Annotated in this window: 23 protein-coding genes; 11 read left to right on the top strand and 12 right to left on the bottom strand. The window is 38.7% G+C overall.

Going from position 1 to position 24,818, the window contains the following annotated elements; translation table 11 throughout:
- Positions 1–15: 15 nt before the first annotated feature.
- On the top strand, positions 16–1,419 hold the full coding sequence (gnd, locus tag ACFFHF_RS08995; protein ID WP_160547315.1) for a decarboxylating NADP(+)-dependent phosphogluconate dehydrogenase: 1,404 nt from the start codon (positions 16–18) through the stop codon (positions 1,417–1,419).
- Positions 1,420–1,496: 77 nt separating this feature from the next.
- Positions 1,497–3,083 carry a bifunctional metallophosphatase/5'-nucleotidase gene (locus ACFFHF_RS09000; protein ID WP_340902495.1) on the top strand — a complete coding sequence of 529 codons (1,587 nt, stop codon included), beginning with the start codon at positions 1,497–1,499 and terminating at the stop codon, positions 3,081–3,083.
- 43 nt (positions 3,084–3,126) lie between these two features.
- Here the strand turns inward: ACFFHF_RS09000 and ACFFHF_RS09005 are convergent, their stop codons facing one another.
- Positions 3,127–3,696: a hypothetical protein gene (locus tag ACFFHF_RS09005; protein ID WP_340902494.1), complete on the bottom strand. Its 570-nt coding sequence runs from the start codon at positions 3,694–3,696 to the stop codon at positions 3,127–3,129.
- A 181-nt stretch (positions 3,697–3,877) separates the two neighbouring features.
- A complete protein-coding gene (locus ACFFHF_RS09010; RefSeq protein WP_377057931.1) occupies positions 3,878–4,585 on the bottom strand; it encodes a M48 family metallopeptidase in 708 nt (235 codons plus the stop codon).
- A gap of 172 nt (positions 4,586–4,757) precedes the next feature.
- Here ACFFHF_RS09010 and ACFFHF_RS09015 point away from each other — a divergent pair, with 172 nt between their 5' ends.
- The 4 genes from ACFFHF_RS09015 to ACFFHF_RS09030 are packed head-to-tail and all read left to right on the top strand — an operon-like array spanning position 4,758 to position 8,141.
- The gene (locus ACFFHF_RS09015; protein ID WP_340902492.1) at positions 4,758–5,660 is read left to right on the top strand and encodes an ABC transporter ATP-binding protein; all 903 of its coding nucleotides are present in this window, start codon (positions 4,758–4,760) and stop codon (positions 5,658–5,660) included.
- A 1-nt stretch (position 5,661) separates the two neighbouring features.
- Positions 5,662–6,399: an ABC transporter permease gene (locus ACFFHF_RS09020; protein ID WP_340902490.1), complete on the top strand. Its 738-nt coding sequence runs from the start codon at positions 5,662–5,664 to the stop codon at positions 6,397–6,399.
- Between the two features lie 6 nt (positions 6,400–6,405).
- Positions 6,406–7,542: a histidine kinase gene (locus tag ACFFHF_RS09025; RefSeq protein WP_340902488.1), complete on the top strand. Its 1,137-nt coding sequence runs from the start codon at positions 6,406–6,408 to the stop codon at positions 7,540–7,542.
- A complete protein-coding gene (locus ACFFHF_RS09030) occupies positions 7,539–8,141 on the top strand; it encodes a response regulator (protein ID WP_340902487.1) in 603 nt (200 codons plus the stop codon). Before ACFFHF_RS09025 ends, ACFFHF_RS09030 begins: the two co-directional genes overlap by 4 nt.
- Before the next feature lie 50 nt (positions 8,142–8,191).
- On the opposite strand, the gene ACFFHF_RS09035 is transcribed toward ACFFHF_RS09030, so the two are convergent.
- The 4 genes from ACFFHF_RS09035 to ACFFHF_RS09050 form a co-directional block, all read right to left on the bottom strand.
- Positions 8,192–8,941, bottom strand: coding sequence for a hypothetical protein (locus tag ACFFHF_RS09035; RefSeq protein WP_340902486.1), 750 nt, complete (start codon positions 8,939–8,941; stop codon positions 8,192–8,194).
- 2 nt (positions 8,942–8,943) lie between these two features.
- The gene (locus ACFFHF_RS09040) at positions 8,944–9,657 is read right to left on the bottom strand and encodes a hypothetical protein (protein ID WP_340902485.1); all 714 of its coding nucleotides are present in this window, start codon (positions 9,655–9,657) and stop codon (positions 8,944–8,946) included.
- 532 nt (positions 9,658–10,189) lie between these two features.
- Positions 10,190–11,140, bottom strand: coding sequence for a ribose-phosphate diphosphokinase (locus tag ACFFHF_RS09045; protein ID WP_340902484.1), 951 nt, complete (start codon positions 11,138–11,140; stop codon positions 10,190–10,192).
- Between the two features lie 159 nt (positions 11,141–11,299).
- Complete coding sequence (locus ACFFHF_RS09050; RefSeq protein ID WP_377057906.1) at positions 11,300–11,722, bottom strand: ASCH domain-containing protein; 423 nt, start codon at positions 11,720–11,722, stop codon at positions 11,300–11,302.
- Between the two features lie 209 nt (positions 11,723–11,931).
- Between ACFFHF_RS09050 and ACFFHF_RS09055 the strand changes: the two genes are divergently transcribed.
- Genes ACFFHF_RS09055 through ACFFHF_RS09065 form a run of 3 tightly spaced genes read left to right on the top strand, consistent with a single transcriptional unit; the run spans position 11,932 to position 15,737 of the window.
- Positions 11,932–13,566: a CotS family spore coat protein gene (locus ACFFHF_RS09055; protein WP_377057907.1), complete on the top strand. Its 1,635-nt coding sequence runs from the start codon at positions 11,932–11,934 to the stop codon at positions 13,564–13,566.
- Between the two features lie 41 nt (positions 13,567–13,607).
- The gene (locus tag ACFFHF_RS09060; RefSeq protein WP_377057909.1) at positions 13,608–14,762 is read left to right on the top strand and encodes a glycosyltransferase family 4 protein; all 1,155 of its coding nucleotides are present in this window, start codon (positions 13,608–13,610) and stop codon (positions 14,760–14,762) included.
- 21 nt (positions 14,763–14,783) lie between these two features.
- The gene (locus ACFFHF_RS09065; RefSeq protein ID WP_377057910.1) at positions 14,784–15,737 is read left to right on the top strand and encodes an NAD-dependent epimerase/dehydratase family protein; all 954 of its coding nucleotides are present in this window, start codon (positions 14,784–14,786) and stop codon (positions 15,735–15,737) included.
- Positions 15,738–15,982: 245 nt separating this feature from the next.
- Here ACFFHF_RS09065 and ACFFHF_RS09070 read toward each other — a convergent pair whose 3' ends face one another.
- The 6 genes from ACFFHF_RS09070 to ACFFHF_RS09095 all read right to left on the bottom strand — a co-directional run bounded on the left by ACFFHF_RS09070 (position 15,983) and on the right by ACFFHF_RS09095 (position 22,697).
- Positions 15,983–16,150: an anti-repressor SinI family protein gene (locus ACFFHF_RS09070; RefSeq protein ID WP_160548734.1), complete on the bottom strand. Its 168-nt coding sequence runs from the start codon at positions 16,148–16,150 to the stop codon at positions 15,983–15,985.
- Between the two features lie 108 nt (positions 16,151–16,258).
- Complete coding sequence (locus ACFFHF_RS09075; protein ID WP_340902476.1) at positions 16,259–16,948, bottom strand: response regulator transcription factor; 690 nt, start codon at positions 16,946–16,948, stop codon at positions 16,259–16,261.
- Complete coding sequence (locus ACFFHF_RS09080; protein WP_377057911.1) at positions 16,945–19,026, bottom strand: 7TM diverse intracellular signaling domain-containing protein; 2,082 nt, start codon at positions 19,024–19,026, stop codon at positions 16,945–16,947. Before ACFFHF_RS09080 ends, ACFFHF_RS09075 begins: the two co-directional genes overlap by 4 nt.
- A gap of 225 nt (positions 19,027–19,251) precedes the next feature.
- Complete coding sequence (locus ACFFHF_RS09085) at positions 19,252–20,637, bottom strand: M14 family zinc carboxypeptidase (protein ID WP_377057912.1); 1,386 nt, start codon at positions 20,635–20,637, stop codon at positions 19,252–19,254.
- Positions 20,638–20,661: 24 nt separating this feature from the next.
- Positions 20,662–21,684: a FecCD family ABC transporter permease gene (locus ACFFHF_RS09090; protein WP_377057933.1), complete on the bottom strand. Its 1,023-nt coding sequence runs from the start codon at positions 21,682–21,684 to the stop codon at positions 20,662–20,664.
- Positions 21,684–22,697, bottom strand: a complete 1,014-nt coding sequence (locus ACFFHF_RS09095) for a FecCD family ABC transporter permease (RefSeq protein ID WP_377057914.1) — start codon at positions 22,695–22,697, stop codon at positions 21,684–21,686. The genes ACFFHF_RS09090 and ACFFHF_RS09095 overlap by 1 nt, the downstream gene beginning before the upstream one ends.
- A gap of 123 nt (positions 22,698–22,820) precedes the next feature.
- Between ACFFHF_RS09095 and ACFFHF_RS09100 the strand changes: the two genes are divergently transcribed.
- Both ACFFHF_RS09100 and ACFFHF_RS09105 read left to right on the top strand, forming a co-directional pair.
- Complete coding sequence (locus ACFFHF_RS09100) at positions 22,821–23,783, top strand: iron-hydroxamate ABC transporter substrate-binding protein (RefSeq protein WP_377057916.1); 963 nt, start codon at positions 22,821–22,823, stop codon at positions 23,781–23,783.
- A gap of 166 nt (positions 23,784–23,949) precedes the next feature.
- Positions 23,950–24,750, top strand: coding sequence for an ABC transporter ATP-binding protein (locus tag ACFFHF_RS09105; protein WP_160548739.1), 801 nt, complete (start codon positions 23,950–23,952; stop codon positions 24,748–24,750).
- Positions 24,751–24,818 lie beyond the last annotated feature (68 nt).

Here is a 24,818-nt window from a genome sequence, read left to right on the forward strand (position 1 = left end):
GGAGTCGAAAGTTAGATGTACAATACCATTGGTGTCATTGGATTAGGAGTCATGGGAAGCAATATCGCCTTAAACATGGCAAATAACGGTGAGAAAGTAAGCGTCTACAATTATACAAGGGACTTAACTGATCAGCTTGTTCAAAAACTAGATGGTCAGTCTATCCACCCTTTCTATGAAATTGAAAATTTTGTTCAATCGTTAGAAACGCCTAGAAAAATCTTTCTTATGGTCACTGCGGGTGCTCCGATTGATTCTGTGATTCAAGCCTTGCTTCCTTATCTTGAAGCAGGCGATGTTATCATGGATGGTGGAAACTCCCACTACGAAGATACCGAACGCAGATATCAGGACCTAAAAACTAGAGGTATTGGATACCTAGGAATTGGAATTTCTGGTGGAGAAGTTGGGGCATTAACAGGCCCCTCCATCATGCCAGGTGGAGACCAGGAAGTGTACGATAAGGTCGCACCAATTCTGACAAAGATTGCTGCACAGGTAGATGGAACTCCTTGCTGTGTATATATTGGACCAAAGGGTTCTGGTCATTTTGTAAAAATGGTCCATAATGGAATTGAGTATGCCGATATGCAACTTATTACCGAAGCGTATTCATTTTTAAGAGATATCCTGCTTTTATCTGTGGATGAAATTGCTGATATCTTTGAAACTTGGAATCAAGGAGAATTGAAGAGTTACTTAATCGAAATCACCACTGAGATTTTAAGAAAAAGAGATGATTTAACAGGACTCCCACTGATTGATGTGATTCTAGATAAGGTCGGTCAAAAAGGAACAGGTAAATGGACGAGTATTCAAGCGATTGACAATGGCATTGCTACCTCTATCATTACGGAATCCCTGTTTGCTCGTTATGTCTCTTCTTTAAAAGAAGAACGAGTGGCTGCCGAAGAAATGTTAGAAGGTCCATCCACTCTTCACTTGAAACGGAACAAGGATATCTATATTGAATATGTCCGTCAAGCCTTATATATGGGGAAGATTTGTGCATATGCTCAAGGCTTCAACCAGTATAAAGCGACTTCAGAGCTGTATGATTGGAATCTTCCATTAGAAGATATTGCACTTATTTTCCGGGGTGGCTGTATCATTCGAGCCGAGTTCCTGAACGTCATTAGTGAAGCTTATAAAGAAAATCATCATCTTTCTAACTTGCTTGTTGCTCCTTTCTTTGCTGAGAAAGTAAAGAAATACCAACAAGGATTAAGAAATATCGTTTGTGAGGGTATTCAATCAGGAATCTCCTTCCCTTGTTTAAGTGCTTCCCTCACCTACTATGATAGCTATCGAACCGGTCGTTCACATGCGAATCTCTTACAAGCCCAACGTGATTATTTTGGAGCACATACGTATGAGCGAAATGATCGGGAGGGAATTTTTCATACAGACTGGCAATAATCTAATTGGTGCTGACCTTTGTGGTCAAGCACCTTTTTCTGTATAATGACACCATGAAAGGGAAAGGGGCGAGCGTCATGAATCAGAATAAATACGCAAAACTTACGATAGTAGAAACTAGTGATACCCACGGACAGATCTTCCCTATTTTATATGGAACCAATACATACGAATCCATTGGTTTAGCCAAAATCGCTTCCTATATCCGACACCTCCGTAGAACGGAAGAAAACCTCCTTCTCATTGATAATGGTGATAGCATTCAAGGTACACCATTAACCTATCACTATGTAAAAAAGCAAAGTCATCTACCCAATCCCGTGATTCTAACTTTTAACCAACTACATTATGATGCAGCTATCATTGGAAACCACGAGTTCAACTATGGCCTGTCTACTTTAAAACAAAGCGTCTCTGAAGCTCAATTTCCCATTTTATCTGCCAATATACTTAACAATCAAACAAAAGAACCCTTTTTTGGAAAACCCTACACCATAAAAATACTCCCAGAAGGCATAAAGGTGGCCATTTTAGGTTTAACCACCCCTTATATCCCAAACTGGGAAAAAGCAGAAAATATAGAAGGATTAGAATTTGAGGATGCTGTGGTAAGCGCTAAAAAGTGGATTCCTCACATTAAGGAAAACGAACAACCTGATCTTTTCGTTGTTTCCTATCATGGCGGCTTTGAAAGAAACCTAAAAACGGGAGAACCAACCGAAGCAATCACAGGTGAAAACCAAGCCTATCAACTATGCCATGAAGTAGAAGGTATGGATGTGTTATTAACGGGACATCAACACCGCTTGTTGGCCGATGAGCTAAACGGTGTAACCATCGTTCAACCTGGAAACTTTGGAGCTTATATGGGGCAGGTTGATATAGAGTTTACCATGGATCAAAATCATAAATGGAAGTGTCTTTCTAAAAAAGCCTCTCTTGTTCCGGTTAAGGAATGGAAAGAAGATGAGGAGATATTGCGATTGATTCTACCTTACGAAGAGAAAACGCAAGCATGGCTCGATCAACCCATCGGACATATTCAAGGAGATATGATCATAAAAGATCCCTTTCTTGCTCGTATAAAAGAACATCCTTTCGTAGAATTTATCAACCATGTACAGATGGAAGCAAGTAACGTTGATATCTCAAACACGGCTCTGTTCAGTAATCATGTCATGGGCCTTCCAACAAACGTAACGATGAGAGATATTGTTTCAAATTATATCTATCCAAATACGTTGATGGTCATAGAGCTATCAGGTCAGGATATAAAGGACGGATTAGAAAAAAGCGCCACTTATTTTATTGTGAACGATCAGGGAGAAATAGCCGTGAATCCCCATTTCATTGACCCAAAGCCACAGCATTATAATTACGATATGTGGGAAGGTATTCAATACACAATCGACGTGGGAAAACCAGTTGGTGAACGGATTGTTTCTCTTATGAAGAATGGGGAAGCTTTGAACCTGAAGCAAAGGTATCACGTGGTCATGAATAATTATCGAGCCACCGGTGGAGGAAACTATTCTATGTATAAAGGAAAGAAAGTCATCAGGGAAATTCAAACCGACATGACTGAACTGCTTGCTAATTATTTTTCCAAGAATGGAATAGTAAAAGCTACCGTCAATCATAATTGGAAGGTCATCCAAACGTAAAGATGCTAAACGGCAAGGATTCCTTCTTTGCCGCTTAGCTATCTTATAGAAAAACAAAAGATAAGGTGATTACACCAAGGATTATAGCGAGAATAATACCTATTGCCACTCCTATTGCGTTTGATTTTCGCGTATAACCTTTAAATTCCGTACTATTTATGGAGGTGTCAATTTTACGAAAACGAATGATAGAAGCGATATTAATCACTAATAGAATGATAAATAGAACGGTAATTAAAAAGGCGATCTCCCATTCAAAGGATTGCTCCGGCATACGACGGTTCCAGTAGGATTGCATAAACATAAAGCCACCTAGAATGATATTCCAAATAAAATTGGTTTTCCTTTCTTTGTACCATTCACTTCCCATTTTCCCCTTTTCATAAACGGCTACCTTTTCAAAAATGGGGATCACTGACTTGGTTGTGTCACCTCTTACAAGCCCAACAATTCCTTGAAGTGCCAAAATTATGCCCACAACGAAGGTAAATTGAGAGACTGATATGGAAGCGATCTTAACTACAGTGAAAAATAATATTACACTTGAAAATATAAGAATATTGCTCACAAGTAACTGCTTTAACCTCATATTACTTATTTCTTTAGCATTCATTTGTGCCTCCCCCATTTCGATAAGGAACTTCTATATGCTGATACGAACAATTCACCTATACTACGATTCTAAATCGATTATGGTGTCATAATCTTCTATTTTTTTCCTGATAATAAAGCGGACAACACGCCATATTCATGACAAAAGAAAAGAGCCTTCATAAAAGAAGACTCTCACCTTATTACACAGTCATTTTCCAACTCGAAAAAGCTAGCCAATTTTCTTGTTCCTTATAATCAGGCATCATTTTCCCAACTAGTCTCCAAAAAGAACGATCATGATTTAAATGCAACATATGGCACATTTCGTGCACAACTACATAATCGATTACCTTTTGTGGTGCCATCGCAAGCTTCCAGTTAAAAGTTAACTGCTGATTAGAATCACAAGTTCCCCACGTTCGATTGCTGTCATTAATGCGGACCCCCTTGGGCTTTATTTTAAAGTTGCTTTGATAAGACTTGATGCTCTTCTCTACTATTGTCTTACATTGCTGATAGTAGAAACGCTTTAATGCCTGTCTGATTATTTCTTCCTCTAACTCTTTTACATAGATATGCAATTTATGATTTTCGAACTTCACATGATTCTGCGTAAGACTGACGTCGTGAAAGATTTGGATGGGGTAGGTGTTCCCTAAATAAAGAAAACTTTCACCATGGTCATACACCTTTTCCTGCGGTCCAAGCGCTCTATCCTTCATTTCCTTAGACTTCTCTTGAATCCAGTCCCATTTTTCTTCGATAAATTGAAGCACATAATCATTGGGTGTTCCTTTTGGAGCCTGGACCTCAATATTTCCATAAGCATCAATAGAAATTCCAATTGATTTGCGTTTTTTAACATTTATATTGTAACTGATCGTTTCACCTGCATAGTTGTGTATCATATCTTCACCTTTATCTGCGTCATTTATATCCTTCATTTTAAAATGATTTCCTATAAGGCTCAAGAACCTTTGCAAAAATGACATTTGTCATCTGATTTTCATGACATCACTTACTAAAATAACCTTTTCCATGATTATACAATGAATGTATCAAATCAGGAGGTGTTCAAATATGAACGAGGCCATTCGCTTGACTAATGTATCAAAATCTTTCCAGCAAAAGACAGCTGTTAACCATCTCAATTTTTCAATAAATAAGGGAGAAATAGTGGCCATTCTAGGACCGAATGGAGCAGGAAAAACAACTACGATATCCATAATATTAGGTTTACTAAAGCCATCAACGGGTGACATCCACATCCTTGGACAGGACCCCAAAAACAAGACTGTACGTGAGAAAATTGGTGTGATGATGCAGGAAGTAAGTATGATGCCCGGCTTGAAGATTCACGAAATACTCACACTTATTCGAAGCTATTACCCTAGTCCTCGCTCGCTTAAGGACCTTATTGAATTAACCGGTCTGACTGAGCAAGATTTAAAAACACAGGCCGAAAAATTATCAGGAGGTCAAAAGCGTCGAGTGAGCTTTGCCCTTGCACTTGCCGGAAATCCCGATCTCATCATTTTTGACGAACCAACTGTAGGTATGGATATCTCATCAAGAAACCGGTTTTGGCAAACCATCCGTGCCCTAGCCAAACAAGGAAAGACGATTCTTTTCTCTACTCACTATTTGCAGGAAGCGGATGATGCAGCACAGCGGATTCTTCTATTTAAAGATGGAAAGATTGTGGCTGATGGGACACCGTCGGAAATTAAATCAAAGATAACAAACCAAACCGTTTCATTCAGCTTAGATTCTGACATGTCATTCGAAAAATTGTATCAATATCCAGAAATTCAACAAATCACCCGAAACAACGGTCGAATTTATGTGAATTCGACGAACGCGGACAAAGTATTAGCGATTATCTTTCAAGAAAAGCTTGGCGCTCATGATATACAAATCGAACGTGGAAAATTGGAAGATGCTTTTGAACAGCTGACCAGTACAAATAAGGAGGTTATATAGAATGAAAATATTCTTGTTGCAATGCAAAATGGAGATCAAACGAATACTGAGAAATAAGTATTTTCTCTTTTGGTCTTTAGTCATGCCGATTATCTTTTACTATATTTTCACAAATGTAGTCAATACGAATCCAGAAAATCCTTCGGCATGGGACGCTCATTATTTAATGTCCATGACTGTATTCAGCGTCATGGGTTCTAGCATTATGACTCTCGGGATCCGAATGGTTCAAGAACGAGCAGAAGGCTGGTCTAAGTATATTCGCATGACGCCACTATCACAAAGTGTATATTTTGCGGCTCAAATGGTTGGTCAAACCTTCATTCATATGCTTTCCATTACAGTTATTTTTGCCTCCGGTGCTATCATTAATGGCGTATCCCTTTCTGCGTTTGAATGGATTGCTAGCGGAATATGGATTTTATTCGGATCTTTACCCTTCCTAGCTATTGGAACATTAATTGGTTTAATGAAAAAAGTAGAAACAGCCGCTGGTATTAGCAATGTGTTATACATGGTTCTTGCGGTTACAGGCGGAATGTGGATGCCACTAGAGATCATGCCAGAGATGATGCAAACAATTGGAAAATCACTTCCCGCTTTTCATTTTGGGAGTGGTGCATGGGAGATTGTCCAAGGCGGAATGCCCAATTGGAAAAATTTTCTGATATTGGTCGCCTATCTTGCTTTGTTCATGTTACTATCGAAGTATATACGAAGTAAACAAGAAGCGGTGTGATGAAATATGAAAAAGTCAATCGGGATCTTTCCAAAGCAATTTGGCTTTTTCCCCTACATATTTTTGATTTATGTTCTTTTTCCGATTAACTATTTACTTGGGGAAACTGGGACGAAGCAAATCATTGGTTTCGGATTGGTACTCCTGTTTTTAATTACCTACCGGCAGCTCTATTTTACAACTGGAAAAAGGGAATTCACTTATTGGCTAACTGTTCAAATGTTGATTATTCTCATTTTTAGTTGTTTCTACGACTTAAATCATATATTTCTAGGATTCTTCCCAGCTAACTTTATTGGGTATTACCGGGAAAAGGTGAAATTTAAACGAGCATTCTATAGTCTAATTGCTGTCTTATTAGCTCCTTTTGTTTATCATTTTGTCATAGGTAACATCCATTTTACAAAAGACATTCTTTATTTCGTTCCTTTTCTGATCATAATGTTCATTTCACCATTTGGGATTCGCTCCATGAATCGAAGAATGGAGCTGGAACAGAAGCTTGAAAAAGCAAACCAGCATATTGAAGAATTAGTGAAGCGTGAAGAAAGGGTGCGTATTGCTAGGGATCTTCATGACACACTTGGGCATACCTTGTCATTATTGACTCTAAAAAGTCAGCTAGTTCAAAGACTAGTCGCAGTAGATATCGATCGTGCTCGTAAGGAAGCTAAAGAAATGGAAGTCACTTCACGGACGGCTCTAAAGCAAGTCCGTGAGCTTGTATCCGATATGAGAACCATTACGATCGCTGAGGAGTTATTACAAGTTCAACAAATTTTGAGAGCTGCTGAAATTACGTACGAATATAATGGTTCGTCTGACTTTTCTCACATCCCACCCGTTACACAAAACATTGTGAGCATGTGCATTCGAGAAGCTGCAACCAACGTCGTAAAACACAGCAAAGCAACTCATTGTACCATATCTATCTCACAATCTACTGAAAAAATGGACATTACCATTCACGATGATGGAATGGGCATAGAGAAAAACAAACTCTTTGGAAATGGGTTAAGAGGCATGGAAGAAAGGCTTGCTCTGATCGATGGTGGGCTCGGGCTTAAAAACCACCATGGAACCATGTTAAAAATTATTGTCCCTATTATTAAAAAAGCAGAGCAAAGAGGAGCAATTGTATGATTCGATTATTTATTGCTGAAGATCAAAAAATGTTATTAAGTGCACTAGGCTCCCTTCTAGATTTAGAAAAAGATATGGAAGTGATTGGTCAAGCGGTCAATGGAGAAGAAGCACTCTCCTCCATCCTCAGATTAAAACCAGATGTTTGCTTGATGGATATAGAAATGCCGGTACTTAGTGGATTGGATGTTGCTGAACAGCTTTCACAGAGAGGCTCTCACAGTAAAGTAATTATCTTAACAACATTCGCTCGTCCTGGCTATTTCGAGCGTGCGGTTAAAAGCGGGGTGCATGGATACTTGTTAAAGGATGGAGAGATTGACGAGTTAGCAGATGCCATCCGAAAGTGCATGACGGGAAAACGGATATTCAGCCCAGAGCTTACCTTTGACTTAATCCGTGAGGAAAATCCGCTTACCGAACGGGAACAGCAAATTCTACAATTGGCTTCCTTAGGAAAAACCACAAAGGAGATCACTTCAGAGCTGTACCTTTCCTCTGGAACTGTAAGGAACTATATATCGGAAATCATTCAAAAACTTGAAGCTAAAAATCGCACAGAAGCAGCAAGTATTGCCAAGACAAAAGGTTGGATCTAACTTTATTAAATTCTGGAAGGGCCTTTCGCTGGAGAGATCCTTCCTAAATTTTATTTCGGGATTTCTAAATCTACTGTATTTAATATCATCACATGCTCCTGATCAATATCATCTACCACATACGTATTTCCATTTACAGTTTGTTTTGGAAATGCCTCTTTTCCCCACTGGTCATAAGGGAGCCATCCAAAATAGGCACTTTGCAAAGGAAAAAAATCATTGAAGAACAAGCTGGATTGCCCTACTCTATCTTCCATTAATACTGAATTTAAAACGAGAGCCCAATCCTTTGGTAATTGTAATATTCCATAAGACTTTTCTCTTAATGAGATTTCCTTTTCCATTTGAATTCTTGGAGAATAATGTTCCACCCCATCAGTCATCCCATAGTTTCTATTCCTAAGTAAGTAAAACTGAATCGCTTGCAGCTGATCGTCCGGGTGCACATTCCAAACAATAGCGAATGAAGTAGGGTCATTTCCGTTTACCTTCCACACTTTCGGTTCACCTTTTGTATCGATCATTAAGACTTGCCATTTATGATTCCTCCAGCTCCAGTAGCATAGTCCATAATCCTCATTGGCTGAAATATATGGGACAACCACGTGATGTGTGTCAACAAATAAGATATCTTGAATGACCTTTGCTTCTGCTTCTTCATAGGTCCTATTAATCTCTTGAACGATTTGCTCATTAGAGGGAAATGGTTTAGGCGGCCAAAAAAGGAACCAATAAACTAAAAAGGTTGTCAGTGATACTGCACCGAAAGCGATGAGTAGCCACATATTCTTCTTTTTCATGATCAATGGACCTCCTCAAGAAACGAATCGGCTGATCTAAAATAAAACTCCTTTTCCTTTGTTTTAATTAATAATCCTTTTCCATCACCTTCAATATAAATAACTGGGCTTTTCCCACTGCCCCACTTTTCGTTCACCCCTGTAAGCTGATAAGGGAATCGTTCATCTCGTTCGTTAGATTCCATTTCCATATAGGTCTCTTCATACCAATCTTGACTATATACCATTTCAACCGTCATATTAGGGAGTTGTTTCCCTAATGCTACTTTATTGATCTTTTGCTCTGTAGCAGAAGGGTGAATCTGAAGCAGAGAAGCATTTTCTATACTTGATAGATAGGTAGTTGCTTCCTTTTCAGGATAGAATGCATGCTGCAACGGTACAGCAAGTAACGTCGTTGCTATGAAAGTAACATTCGCCCCAAAACCTAACCAAGCATGTGATCGGTATGTCTCCCATCTTCCTTCTTTCCTCTTTAGAATGAAATATAATATCCATACACCCAGTGGTAATAGAGGGATCTTTACTACCGTATCAAACATGGGCCAATTGATATTAAATGAAAATAGTCCTATGTATAAAACGACGATAACTTTCCAAGCTTTTAGTTTGATCTTCTTTTTTTGATAGATGCGAAAGGAGATTAATCCTATACTTACCCACGCTATAAGATTTAGGATGAAGGTAATTAGGTTAAAAGTAAAGTCTACAGTCATTGATCCACCTCCCGTTTTTTCGTCTCAAAACAAACACTATTATTTCCCAATTTTACCATATGTGGTGCTACAATATATGTATTCATTGGTGAAAGGATGGATTCTTCTGCTTATTTATAATTTCCTCATATAAGATTAGAACTACTTAAAAAAAATAAGCGGAAGAATTCCGTTAATTTTGGGAAATAGCAACATTTCCCGAAAATTAAGCGTAGTTTTTCCGCTTATATGAAATTAATCTTTAGATTTAGCTATAAATAAAGAAGTTAATCGGAAAATTTCCGCTTAAATCTGCTTCTTTAGCCCCTACTATACACATTAACCGGAATTTCTCCGCCTATGAATTCCTATACCTCCGCGAAAAAGTCAACAATGAATAACAACAGATATTTTTCCAATTGCCAGCGATTACATTTATCAAAAGCCTTTGGCAAAAAGTTGCAGTCCCATTCAGTTGCGAATGGGACTGCTAATTGGTTTGCTAATTAAGTTTTTGTACTTGAAAATACTGCAAGTGGATAGAGTTTTTCTGTTATTCAAATAATGGACTTACCGCTTTTTCACTATGAATTCGGTCAATTGCTTCTACTAGCAATGGGGCAACTGATAAGCAAGTGATTTTCTCAAGTTGTTTTTCTTCAGGTTGTTCAATCGTGTTCGTCACAACGAGTTCTTTAATTGGTGACTGTTCAATTTTTTCAATGGAGTTCCCTGTTAAGACTGCGTGTGTACAGCCAGCATAGATGGCTTTTGCACCGTGTTCAGCTAATGCTTTTGCTGCAAACGTGATAGTTGTTCCTGTATCAATGAGGTCATCAATAATGATTGCATTTTTACCTTCTACATTCCCGATCACATCGTATGTTGCTTGTCCGCCTTCTTCCGGCTTTCTTTTATCAATAAGAGCAATTGGGGCATTTAAGGTATTGGCTAATTTTCTAGTTCTTCCGATACTACCGTTGTGTGGAGCTACAATGACCATATCTTCTAGCCCTTTTTCCATAAAATATTGTGCAAGAACGGGTACACCGATTAAATGTTCCACTGGGATATCAAAGAAACCTTGTAACTGAGGAGTATGAAGATCCATGGTAAGAATTCGGTTTGCTCCAGCAGATTCTAACAGATTAGCTACTAGCTTAGCCGTGATTGGCTCACGTGAACGCGCCTTACGATCTTGTCTCCCATAAGCATAGTAAGGAATTACCACATTAATGACACCCGCGGAAGCTCTTTTCAACGCATCAATCATAATTAAAAGCTCTAAAATATTATCGTTCACAGGGTACGAAGTGGATTGAACAACAAATACCTCACAGCCGCGGACACTTTCTTCAATATGAATTTGGATTTCTCCATCGCTAAACTGTGTAACAGAACAAATTCCCATTTTACAACCTAAAATCTCCGTCATCTCTTCAACGAGCTTACGGTTTGAATTCAATGAAAACAACCTAAAATTATTACTTAATTGATAAGGCACCTTATATCCCCCATACTTTTATTCATTCTTTTTCGATTCACAAACGATTCTTCATACATTCTCTTTACCTATTTGATTTTCCTGCTTATCTTGTGAAAAATGTTGATTTTTGTCACAACCTGTCTTAATTATAACCTATTTAGATGATTTTTGAGAATCTTAATTATGCTCCCAAATTCCAAGCTTCCCTTTAGCAGGTATGAACTCTTCTAGTAACTTCATATTTTCGACTTCCCACACATAACCACCCACTCGATAATCCCCTAAAAAAAAATCATTTCCTTCAACTATCCGTCCGTCTTCTAAGAGTGCCCATGTGTTATGGTTTTCAGCGACTTTGATACAATTTTTCAGGATACATGTACCGATTATGACTCCAGTAGGTAGGTTACTGGCTGTATAACCATGCTTCGCTAGTAGGTTATGAATGTTCGGATGATTGCAAGAATTTCTGTCCACCTTTTTACTAGTATGTATAGCTAGTGGACCTCGATATTTCGTTCTCCAAGTCCTAGTTTCATATTGTGTTTCTCTTAGAACGAATAAACTTGCCCATGGTTGAATCATCGATAATACCTTCATTCAATATAGCCCCTTAGTTAATATCAATTATATGGTATAGATTCCCCTTCATTTGATCACCCATTCATCCAATACACAAAACACAGATAAAAGACCATTTTTTTCCCGGTTCTTAGGCTACAGCTCCACGAATGCCCCATTCCATGTCCTTCCCTCCCACATATAAATAAGCAAGCTAGTTTTTTGTCTTGAGATTGGAGGAAAAAAATGTGCATGAATATACGATTGAACCGTGGGATGATCTAGTCGATTCAGCCACTAGCGAGGCAGACCTAGAACAATATGTCCCACCAGAGCTTGAGAAAATGGCCTATGAAGTCATATCACATTATGATATGACCGTCTCCGAAATGACTCTTATCACCTCGAAGCCCGATAAAGGTGGAGCAATTTGGAAAATAGAGACCAATCATGGACCACGTAGTATTAAGGTACTTCACCGCCAGCCTACGAGGAGTTTGTTTAGTATTGGAGCGCAAGTATATATTGTTGGGCAGGGAGCACGAGTTGCCCCCCTTATTCCCACAAAGGAAAATCACCTCTACGTACAGGCAGGAGGCAAGTTATGGATTGTTACCGATTGGATCACGCCTCTTGAACAACTAATGAAAATTGATTTAGAGGGCGCCTCTGCACTTTGCTATGGTCTTGGAGAATTCCATCGTCATACAAAGGGGTATATTCCACCAACCGGCTCAGCAAAGTCCTCTCGACTGTATCGCTGGAATCAATATTACGAGAAAATGATTCAAAAAATAGGTTGGTTTCGAGATATTGCCCACGCTTACCCAGAAACGGTCGCTAGCCCACACTTACTTTCTGTTGTAGACAAATTTGAACAGCAAGCCTTTGATATGTATGAAAAATTCAAGCAATCCTCTTATCGTAAAATGATTGCAAAAGGGGAAGCACATTGGGGGTTAGCTCACCAAGACTATGGCTGGTCTAATGGACAGCAAGGACCTGGTGGAATTTGGGTAATCGACTTGGATGGAGTTTCTTATGATTTACCGATTCGCGACTTACGAAAAATTATTACAAGTACGATGGATGATATGGGAACCTGGGATCTCGAATGGATTCGCGGTGTAATAGATGCCTACCACCAAGCAAATCCACTCGACCAAGAAACCTTCGAGTTACTATGGATTGATATGGCATTTCCAAATGAGTTTTATAAGCATGTAAAAGAAGTCGTTTTCGAACCAGTGAATTTTATGAACACGGAACTGGATGCCATCTTAGACAGAATCACTCTAACCGAATCCAATAAATGGGAGGTTTTATCTGAATTAGCCAAAGACAAAGAAAAGTACCTTCCAGGTGATTATACTGAGGAAGAAGTTATTTATGATGTAACTCCAAATCTAGTGGTATTAGGTAATACAGAATTCAAAAATAATAGTGAATTTAAAAAGTCCGATACATCTAAAGCACAACAAGACCTTCTGTCCACTTTCGAAGAGCCTAAGAAGTCTAAGTCTAAAGAATCTTCTAAGGAATCTGAAACAAAGAAATCCCTTCAAGAACGAGAAAGCTTACGTTCAAGAATTCAAAGATTACAGGCGATAAATTCAATCAAGTCTAAAAAAAGTAGCAATAAAGATCAGTTGGTCGACCTTGATCTCCTTCTAAAATCCATTCTAGAAGATGATCTCCCGAAATTGCTAAAGAAAATGAATGAAGAGAAACCGTCCAAAACCCTTAAAAATACCGAACGTCCATCTTCTTCGAAACCGGTGAAGAAAAGAAAATTCAACTCCAACTCTGAATTTGAAAGTATTATTGCAAAAGTCCAGAGAAAAAAGCTAGAACACGAACGTAAGACAAAAAAGAAAAAATAAAGTTTACTTTCTACGAAAAATAGCAAGAAGGGAGAACGCACATGAATGTGTTGCTGATTTGTACAGAAATGCTACCTGTCCCAAATATTCGAGGTGGCGCTATCCAAACGTATATATGCGGTGTTTCCCACTTATTAAGCGAGCAACATCAAATTACTATCATTAGCAGAACAGACCCAGATTTACCTGACGAAGAAGTTGTTAATGGCATTCGTTACGTCCGAATTGATTCTCAGCGCTTATTAGATATTTACAAAGATGGAATTGTGAAGTATTTGTCAGAAACAGAAGAGAAATACGACATCATTCACATTTTTAACCGTCCAAAGCTCGTCCTTCCCGTAAGTGAAGTTGCTCCTAACTCTCGAATTATATTGAGCATGCACAATGATATGTTTAAGCCAGAGAAAATTAGTCGAGCTGAAGGAGCTGCAGCCGTAGAAAAAACAGATAAAATCATAACAATTAGTAAATATATTGGTCAAACCATTGTCTCTTATTTTCCAGAAGCAGAGCCCAAAATCGTTCCCATCTATTCCGGTGTAGATTTATCCAGATTTGCTCCTTGGATGAAATCAGAATCTGCTCTACAGGCAAGAAAAGCGATTCGTTCCAAATACGACTTAGGGTCCCAAAAGATCATTTTATTTGTCGGTCGTCTCTCAAGAAACAAAGGGCCGCATGTTCTTGTTAAAGCCATGTCAGAAGTTAAATCGAAAGATGCTGTACTGGTTATCGTAGGTGCAGCCTGGTTTAGCGATGATAGGGTGAGTGATTACATCGCCTACACGCGTGCTTTGGCAGATAGATCCCCTATTCCGGTGATTACGACTGGATTTGTTCAAGCCGATGAGGTCCACAATTGGTTTTGTGCCGCAGATGTTTTTGTTTGCACATCCATCTGGGAGGAACCACTAGCGAGAGTTCATTATGAAGCCATGGCAGCAGGGCTTCCGTTTATCACTACCGCTAGAGGAGGTAATCCAGAAATCGTTCAGAATGATAATGGCTATCTTGTCCAAAATCCTGAAGACCCTAGTGAATACGCAAACTACCTAAATAAAATGCTATCAAATTTAGATTACACCAGAGAAATGGGGCTTCGTGGTCGAAAAATGGTGGAGGAAAATTTCACTTGGAATCATGTAGCCAATAATATCCTTTCCGTCTGGGAGAGTATTCCTTCCGAAAATTAGCAGCCAAAAGGAGTGTGCATCATGAAAATTCTTGTCACAGGGGCTGCAGGTTTTATCGGTTCTCATCTCTGTGAGCGCTTGCTACAAAACCCTCAAAATGAGGTGATAGGTATTGATGTGTTTTTGCCTTACGGTACTTCCAGATGGATTCGTGAACGAAACCTTCAAAACCTACTTCACTCTTCAAGATTTACATTTGTTGAAGACGATTTACTACATGTGAATTGGAACACCTTACTAGAGGGGGTAGATATCATCTACCATCTGGCAGGTGTTCCAGGCGTTAGATCTAGCTGGGGTCAGGACTTCACCTTGTATGTAACCAATAATATTATTGTAACTCAAAGATTATTAGAAGCCTGTCTTACATTTCCGATTAAAAAGTTTATATATACTTCGACCTCATCCGTCTATGGCCAAAAAGATGGCAAAGTAACAGAAACTTCCGAACCAACACCGCTGTCTCCATACGGGGTTACAAAATTGTCTGGTGAACACTTGTGTCGCGTATTTTATCAAAACGATGGGCTTCCCGTCACCATCTTACGATTATTTACCGTCTATGGACCAAGGCAACGACCAGATATGGCCTTTCATAAATTTATTAAACGCACGCTTACTAACGAAACAATAGAAATATACGGAGATGGACAACAAACAAGGGATTTCACTTTTATTAGCGACTGTGTAAACGCTATTGCCTCTGCTTCTACCTCGGAAAACATTGTAGGAGAGACGATCAATATCGGTGGAAAGGAAAGGGCCTCCCTTTTAACTTGCTTATCCATCCTAGAAGAAGGCCTCGGACAAAAGCTTAAGTGTATTTATACAGGATCCACTTATGGAGAGCCACTTCATACTTGGGCTGATATTACAAAAGCACAAAAACTATTAAATTACGACCCACAGGTTACTTTAAAAGAAGGCCTATTGAAGGAAATTGAGGATTTAAAGGATTTATATAAGGAGAAATAAGAGTTTGCTGATTTTTAGTTAATGAAGAAGAAACTGATTGCTGGTGCGTTAACAGCTACACTGAGTGCCACTGCCGCATGGAACACATGTGACTGGGTCAATTGCCGGAAAATAATCCAGAGGAACTCTGTTTCCTCTGGATTGTTTTATTATTTATTAAATTTCTCTAGTCATGAAAAACTACATAAATGAGAAGATATATTTCAATGAGGGTTACTTTTGATACCTTAAAGGGAAACGATGATCTATGTAAAGGATACATTTAGACCCTTCGTCTTCACGATCTCAGTTACATGTTTCCCATCCATGATAGACTGTAAGAATGTACGAACCTCCTCTATGGACATTCCCATATCTCTAGCCTGTTTGATTAGTTGAATCCATTCTCCGTCAAGATTCTGAATCTCTTTCATGGCTCTCCTCCTATATCATTCCAGTCTCATAGCTTTAATCATAAATGGTGAAGGTTAAATTTAAGTTAAGAAATTGGAAAATTATAATAAAAGGAGAAAATTAAACTTTTATGAAAGAAATTTATATCCAAATCCCCTTACCGTAATAATATACTCTGGTTTTGACGGGTTTTGCTCAATCTTTTTTCGTAAGGTACTAATATGAACAGAGACTGTTTTCAAATCACCATATTGGCCTTCGCCCCAAATTAAGTCATATAACTGCACCGTATTAAACACCCGTCTTGGATTGGAAGCGAGTAAAATTAACAGCTGTATTTCCTTTGTTGATAAGTGGATCGGGTTTCCCTTTACAGTTACCACATATTGTTCAATATCAATATGTAGCTCTCCCCATTTAATCATATGTGTGCTCTCTTCTTCAGTGGCGGTTTGCTGAGTGCTGCGTCGCAAATGTGCTTTTACTCTTGCCATTAGTTCTCCTGGATCAAATGGCTTTGTGATATAATCATCGGCACCGATCTCTAGCCCACGGATTTTTTCACTTTGTTCCCTTTTGGCACTTAAAAAAATTACGGGGACGTGGATTTGTTTTTCTCGTAGCCTCTCACAAACCTTGAATCCATTCATTCCAGGCAGAAGAATATCTAAAATTACAAGATCTGGCATGACCTCCTGAATACCCGCTAGCGCCTCTTCTCCATTCGCAAATGAGATCACACGATACTCCTGTTCGAGATAGAGCTTCAATAAATTCCGAATATCTACTTCATCTTCAGCAATAACAACGGTCCTCATTTATTCTCCCCCATCTCTCCTGTGTAGATAGGCAATGTAAAATAGAAAGAACTTCCCCGTGATTCCAAGCTTTCAACCCAAATCATTCCGTTATGGTGATCAATAATTTCTTTAGTAATAGCCAGCCCAAGTCCAGCATTCCGATACGTATCATATTGTTCGGCATCCGCTCGATAGAAACGGTCGAATATATATGGAAGTGACTGTGCATCAATTCCTATGCCATTGTCATGAACGCCAATGACTAAGCTCTGATTACGGTGAATATTCCCTATATTGTCTAGGGCCACAGCGATTTCCTCTTGATGTCTGTGTCTTCTATAAAACTCCTCATATTCAATAACCTCAATCTTAATGAAACCATTCTCTTTTGTATACTTAACGGCATTCGAAATTAAATTCTCCATCACTTGCCTCATTCGGTTCAAATCCATTAACAGAACCCACTCGTTTTTTTCTAAGGAAAGCTGATGATCAAACTGAAATTCAAGGTTTTTACTAGTAACATCTGATTTATATTGATACAAAAACTGAATAAACTTTTGAACAGATACTTTGTTTAAAGAAAAACTTGCCTGCCTTTCATCTAATCTTGAAAGGTCATGTAGATCCTGTATTAACCGATCAATATAGATGGTTTTTTCATGAACAATTTTTAAATACGTTTGATCACAAGGTTCAATCACTCCATCCAACATCGCCTTGACATACCCCTGAATAGACGTCATCGGCGTACCTAAATCATGGGAGATATTCGATAGTAGATGGCGTCGTGACCTCTCCATACTGACCAGCTTTTCTGTACTTTTTTGCAGCTCTTCCGTCCTTTTTTGTACCCTTTCTTCAAGCTCTTCATTTAATAAAAGCGTGGCTCGTTCTGCATTTTCTTTTTCCATTTGAATGATTTTCACCCGATCAGCCAGTGCCAACGAAAAGAGAATCATCTCGATAAATGATCCTATTAAGGAGGCATATCGTGTAAAAGTATTCAATGGCAATGTTCCTGCATCTGACAAATAAGAGACCAAGCTAGTTAGTAACAAGATAAACCATGCAAAAAACAAGTAACGAGCCGCCTTATTCCCTCGCTTCCAGCAAAGAATTGTCGTAGTAAGTACAACAGGAATAAAGAGAATCGTAGAAAGAGTAACAAGATGTAAGGCAAGAGAATATGACAACATTAATACAACGAGTATTGCTATATTGAACGTGGTAAGCATATGAAGAATTCTGCTCCACCTCTTTGCATAATGTTGAACATTAAGAAATTTATTGACAAATAAGGCACCGGCCAAGTTGGAGAGAGCAATGGAAAAAACAATCGAGCGATTATTCCACCATGGGAAGTCCGGCCATAAAAATTGATAAGCAAATCCATTCAGCGTCAATTGAGTCATACTAACGGCGAAAATTAACAGTACATACCATAAATAGCTCCGTAACCGTAAGGAGCTATATAAAAAAATATTGTAAACAACCATTACAAGTGTTGACCCGTAATAAATACCGAAAAGAAGATACTCTTTTATGCTTTTTTCCGAAAAAGCTTCTTCATCCCAAAGTACAACCGAGAGCTGTAAGGATCCTTCACTTTGTATTCTGACATAATAGATACTAGTTTCCTTTTCAGGTATGATTAATTCGAATGTCACATGTCGATGCTTCCGGTCTCTCTCAGAAAACGGTAGTAAATCACCGCCATAAAAGGCTGTATACTTATTCGTCCCATTTTGCTCATATAAAGTAATAGAATCATGAGGAGCATAAGGAAATTCTAGGATATATTCATCTGTGCTCAATTTGTTGTCTATTTCGAAGCGCAGCCAATAGACAGACGACTTGTACCCATAACTTGGAATGCCTTCTTTATTTTCTGTAAACTGGTTGGATAAAGTGGTTGAAGATACATCTTCTATCGTAAGATTCCCCTCTTTATCTTCGAGTATTTCCATATTTTCATAGATGTTATATTTCCCCGTTTTTTCTTGGTTGATGATTACAGAAGCTTGGGCGTCATTTATGATTCCACCACATATGACGATAACTAGTAAGGCAAGTATTGACCATATTCTTTTCATTGTAGAACCTCCGAAATGCACGTTTAAACAATAATTCTATATAAATGTACCAATTTCCTCCAACAAAAGAAGCGATACCTATTACCTACCCTCTACTTTTGTTGTTTAACTTTCTATTAAAGGGAACCCCGCAACAAAGTTTAAGAAAAGAGCCTTAAAAAAAGCCAACTAGTAAAGTTGACTTTTGAAATCAGGCTTATTTTATTGGTAATTGAGGAGGTATATCTATCTGTTTTCTCGGATGTAATTCGCTACAATCAATCCGCTCTCTACTTGAATACGCACCAGCTTTTGAATCGGAATAAATGTGTAATCAAGCTCATTCTCTAACTCATGACAATATTCATCTAATAACTTCTCACCACTATCATGCGCTTCCTTCAGCTTACAGAGAGCTTCTTCATCCCTGCTTTCAAGTAGTTGCAGCCGTTCGATTTCATATGCGCATGTTCGGACCGTTAAACCTAGATACAAGCCATTATAAAATTTTGCCGCATACAGGTTATCAAAAACCTCCGCTATTTTCGCCGATTTTTCGAACTCTGGATTGCTTTTGGCCCATTTGATTTTGGCTTCACTGCCCTCTCGAACGTACTGAATGACTTCCTCCACCAGCTTTACAAAAGGATTTTCCTTTTGTACATAGGGGCGAATATCCTGCAAAATCAGGTCTAAGCGAGCAAAATGGGCTTGAGATACTTCCACACCCTTTAAGATGGCTTCTTTTCGTGTCATTTCACTTTCGCTCATATCCTCGATCCGAGAATCAAAGAAATAAGGTAGCTCCGTCAGAAGTGTGACACAATCGCCGTTTACGCTCCCAGCATAGTCTGAACTTGATGTACCATTTTTAATATTCGGCTTCTCTCCAGTATATTTCTCGATGAAATCATAGGCCTCACCAATGGTCATATTTTTAAATATCGCAGGTGAAAATTTCGTTATGAAAGGTTCCTCTGGCTCACCTAAATTCAAGGGAATGCCTTGTTTGATTGATGAATTCCGTAACCCCTCATATAGCTCTGGATAATCATGTGTAATGTACCAATAAGCACCACCGAAGCCAGCGTTATGTAACGAATACATAAACTCTGGTTTGGTTTCTTCTATTAATTTCATCAATGCTTTCGTTTCCGGAAGCGGGTTGTGAAAATGTAGCTCTTTATAGTCAATTGGAAAAGTCCATTCCACCTGTTCATACCCAATTGGTCGGTAATAATTTTTCGTATAGTTATATACTGTAAACGGCCCTTTAAACCAATTTTCATTTAGACGAACACCATCCGGATCGATACATTTAATCATGTACCATGTAAACCCTAACCCGTCTCGTAATTCATCATTCTCCGCTAGTGCACGAGAAAAATACTCTAATGTCATCGCTCCAATCGGTTCATTCGGGTGTGGACAAGCAAAACACAAAGCATTCTTTGGTCCATCTCCAATTTTCATACATAAAATGGGATGTCCCTTTCGCGATTTTCCAGCTTCAAAGACGGTGACGATGCCAGGGAACTCCCGAGCAAGCCTCCTACAGCTCTCATCCATTTCATCTACAGTTAGAAAAGCCTGGTAATCAGGCACATGATCAACAACAGATCGAACATTCATGTAATAGTTTCCCTCTCAACATTTTTATTTGGTCTTGATTAATAAATAAACAAAATAAGGTGCACTCAGTAATGAAACGATAATACCAACAGGAATTTCTGTTGGTGCTAACAGATTCTTCCCTATCGTATCAGACACCATTAACAGTAAAGCACCTATTAATGCGGAGACGGGAATAATATATTGATGTAGTGGTCCCATAATTTTTCGAGCAATATGCGGAACAACTAACCCTAAAAAGGCAATTCCTCCACCCGCTGCAACAGAAGCACCGGCTAGGGCAACGGCAATAAGCAATAATAGTCGTCTCTCAGACTCTACATTTGTACCTAGTCCAGAGGCAACGTCATCTCCTAAATTTAATACATTTAAGGAATGAGCTTTATGAAGAGCGAAAGGAATCAATAGTAAAATCCACGGTAATAAGGCAAATACAAAATTCCAGTTAGCATTCCATATATCTCCAGTCAACCAAACCGTCGCTTGCCTGAAATCTTGTGGATCCATTTTTAATTGAAAAATAGTGAGAAAAGCAGAAAAACCAGCATTTACACCAATTCCAACTAAAACCAGTCGAATCGGGTTGACTCCTCTTTTCCATGCCAACGCGTAGATGATAAAAGCAGCGACAATTGCACCCACTAAAGCAGCCACCGGCATGATAAAAATAGTGAAAGAACTCGTCACATCGAGTTGTCCTTTGAAAAAATAAATAAATAAAACAACCGCAAGGCCTGCTCCAGTGTTGATACCTAAAATTCCAGGATCAGCTAGTTCATTTTGAGTAATTCCCTGTAAGATAACCCCTGAAATAGCTAATCCTGCCCCAATTAATAGAGCCAGTAAAATACCTGGTAAACGAAAATCAAACAGAACCAACTCCTGCCGTGCCGTACCATGATGAAATAATGTTTTGATGACATCTACTGGGGCAATTTGAATAACCCCTGTGCTTAAACTAACAAAAAACATGACTAAAATCGTTATGATTAATAAAACAATGATACCAACCAGCTTTTTCTTCTTTTTTACTTCAACCGCATTCATCATTTTCCACCTCCACTACCTCGAGCTAAATAAAGGAAGAAGGGAACTCCGATAAGAGAGGTAATGGCTCCCACTGGTGTTTCAAAAGGTGCATTCACTAGTCTTGATACCACATCTGCTAAAACCAGTAACAACGCACCAAAAAGAATAGATGACGGAATAATCCACCTGTAATCCGTTCCAATAATGAATCTCGTAATATGTGGAACAATAAGTCCGACAAACCCTACGGCACCAGCTACTGATACGGCTGCACCTGTAAGGATGAGAATGGATAGAATCCCAAATAATTTAATCATTAAATTATTTTGTCCTAAGCCTGTTGCCATGTCTTCTCCTAAGCTGAGGACGGTAATGGATTTGGAGATTACAATCGCGATCAATAAACCGATGATACCTGAAATAACCAGAATGGTGACAGAGGCCCAACTTGTCCCATCTAGACCACCAGCAAGCCAAAAGGCCATTTGTTTTTCCAAATTAAAATGTAAGGACAGAATCGAAGAGATGGAACGTAGCATCGTCCCGATTGCCACCCCTGCTAAGGCAAGTTTTACTGGAGTTAACCCACTAGGTGAAAAGGACCCAATCATAAAAACAAGTCCTACAGCTAAACCAGCTCCGATAAAGGACGAACTGATTAGCCCCATCGTCGAAATGGTTGGAAAAAATGCTAGCATCAGGACAAGGGCAAAAGCCGCTCCATCTGTTACGCCCATAATGGAAGGAGATGCCAATGGATTTCGTGTCATACCTTGCATGATCGCCCCAGAAACAGCAAGAAAAGCACCAACTAGTGCCGCTGAAAAGGCGCGTGGCAAACGTAATTCTTGAATCACCTGATGAGTAGTTAATTCTGGATCAAAATGAAACACAGCCTGCCATACCGTTCCTAGTGCTATATTGGTTGACCCGTATGAAACCGATAAGCCAATTGAAACAATTAATAAAAGGATGGTTATAATATTGATGATAAGTTTTGATGTGTTCGAATGATGAATAAATTCGCGCATGGATCTCCCCTGTTTTCTGCTAAGTTCTTTAAATTGTCAAAAAAAATTACAAAAGTCGATTGACTGATTAATTGAAAATGATTATCATTGACGAAGAAATTATATCATAAAGGAGAAATTGATTTGAAAACAAATATGAAATTTCGTCGAATATTTACTATTATAATGGTTGGAATATTATTTATTATGTCAGCATGCGGAAATGATAATTCAGCTTCTGATTCTGAGACCGAAGGAGAAACGAATAATTCTGAGATCACATTAGATTCTGCTATGGGTGAAGTAACCATCCCAGCAAATGCTGAAAAAATCCTTGCTCCTTATCATGAAGATGCGTTACTGGCTTTAGGTGTTACTCCTGTTGCGAAGTGGGCCATTGGACAAGCCGTTCAGGAATATTTAGAGTCTGATTTAAAAGATGTCCCAACAATTGAATGGAATCTTCCAGTTGAACAAGTACTAAATCACGCACCAGAATTGATTATTTTAGAAAATAATATGGAAAGCTATGAAGGTACTTATGAAGATTATAACAAAATTGCTCCAACATATTTAATGACAGAAGAAACTGTTAAAGATTGGAGAAAGCAAATTGAAACCTTCGGGAAGATCCTTGGAAAAGAAGATGAAGCGAAAAAGGTCTTAAGTGACTACGAAGACACCGTTTCATCTGCTCGTGATCAATTATCAGAAGCGATCGGTGAAGAAACAGTAGCTGTTATCTGGGCAGCTGGAAACCAATTCTTCCTATTCGAACAAAACCGTCATAGTGCAGAGGTGCTTTACTCTGAATTAGGAATGAAGCAACCAACATTGATTCAGGAACTAGGACCAGCTGTTACTGCATCATGGAATCCAATCTCCGTTGAAAAACTGTCTGAACTTGATGCCGACCATGTCTTTTTATTAGCACTTGAAGGCGAACAAGGAATTGAGACATTGGAAAATAGCTCAGTATGGCAAAGTACACCTGCTGCTAAAAACGGAAACATCCATATCATCAATGATCCAAGTAATTGGACAAATAAAGGATTGCTTGCATCTCAGCAAACCATTGAAGATATTTTAAGTGCGTTAGTAAAATAACCCTTATAAAAAAATGCTGTCTCCTAAGAGAACAGCATTTTTTTATAAATATTTGGATGTTAATTGTGTCAATTTTCCGACTGATAACAGTTATCATTGACTGCGTAGTGGAAACCAAATAAAATAAAAGTAACATTTTACGTTTTACTTTAGGGGAGAGATATCAATGCACTCATTATCCGCAAAGAATTTAACACTAGGTTATGGGGATACTATCATCATTGATAATTTAGATATCGAAATTCCTAAAGGGGAAATCACTGTTTTTATTGGTGGAAACGGATGCGGAAAGTCGACCCTTCTTCGGTCTTTAGCTCGGTTACTAAAGCCCAAGAGTGGCAATATCCTGCTTAACGGTGAAGAAATCGCCAAAATGAAAACAAAAGAGATCGCAAAAAAGCTAGCCATTTTACCACAAAGCCCAGTTTCACCTGAAGGCTTAACTGTATATGAACTAGTCAAGCAAGGCAGACACCCCTACCGATCCCTTATCAAACAATGGTCTAAAGAAGACGAGGACGCTGTTCAGCGTGCCCTTGAAGCAACCAATATGCTTCACTTGAAAGACCGTGCCGTTGATTCGTTATCCGGTGGTCAACGCCAACGAGCTTGGATCTCTTTAACCTTAGCACAGGATACAGATATCATATTATTAGATGAACCTACAACCTATTTAGATATGACACACCAAATCGAAATCCTTGATCTATTATTCGACCTAAACGAGCAAAAAGGGCATACCATTATCATGGTTTTACACGATTTAAACCTAGCTAGTCGTTACGCCCATCATATCGTAGCGGTTAAAGACAAAAAAGTATATGCCCAAGGAAAACCTGAAGACATCATTACCTGCCAATTGGTAAGCGAAGTGTTCCAAATGAATTGCAGCATTTCGTGCGATCCTATTTTTGGTACTCCGGTTTGTGTCCCACACGGAAAAGGGCGGTCAGTTTTGTCGAATTAGAGCTTTATATTGCAAATATATCAAACAGCCGACTCTAACATGGGCCGGCTTTTAATATTGTATAAACC

The sequence above is a fragment of the Robertmurraya beringensis genome (genome assembly GCF_042433785.1).
GTDB lineage: Bacteria > Bacillota > Bacilli > Bacillales > Cytobacillaceae > Robertmurraya_A > Robertmurraya_A beringensis.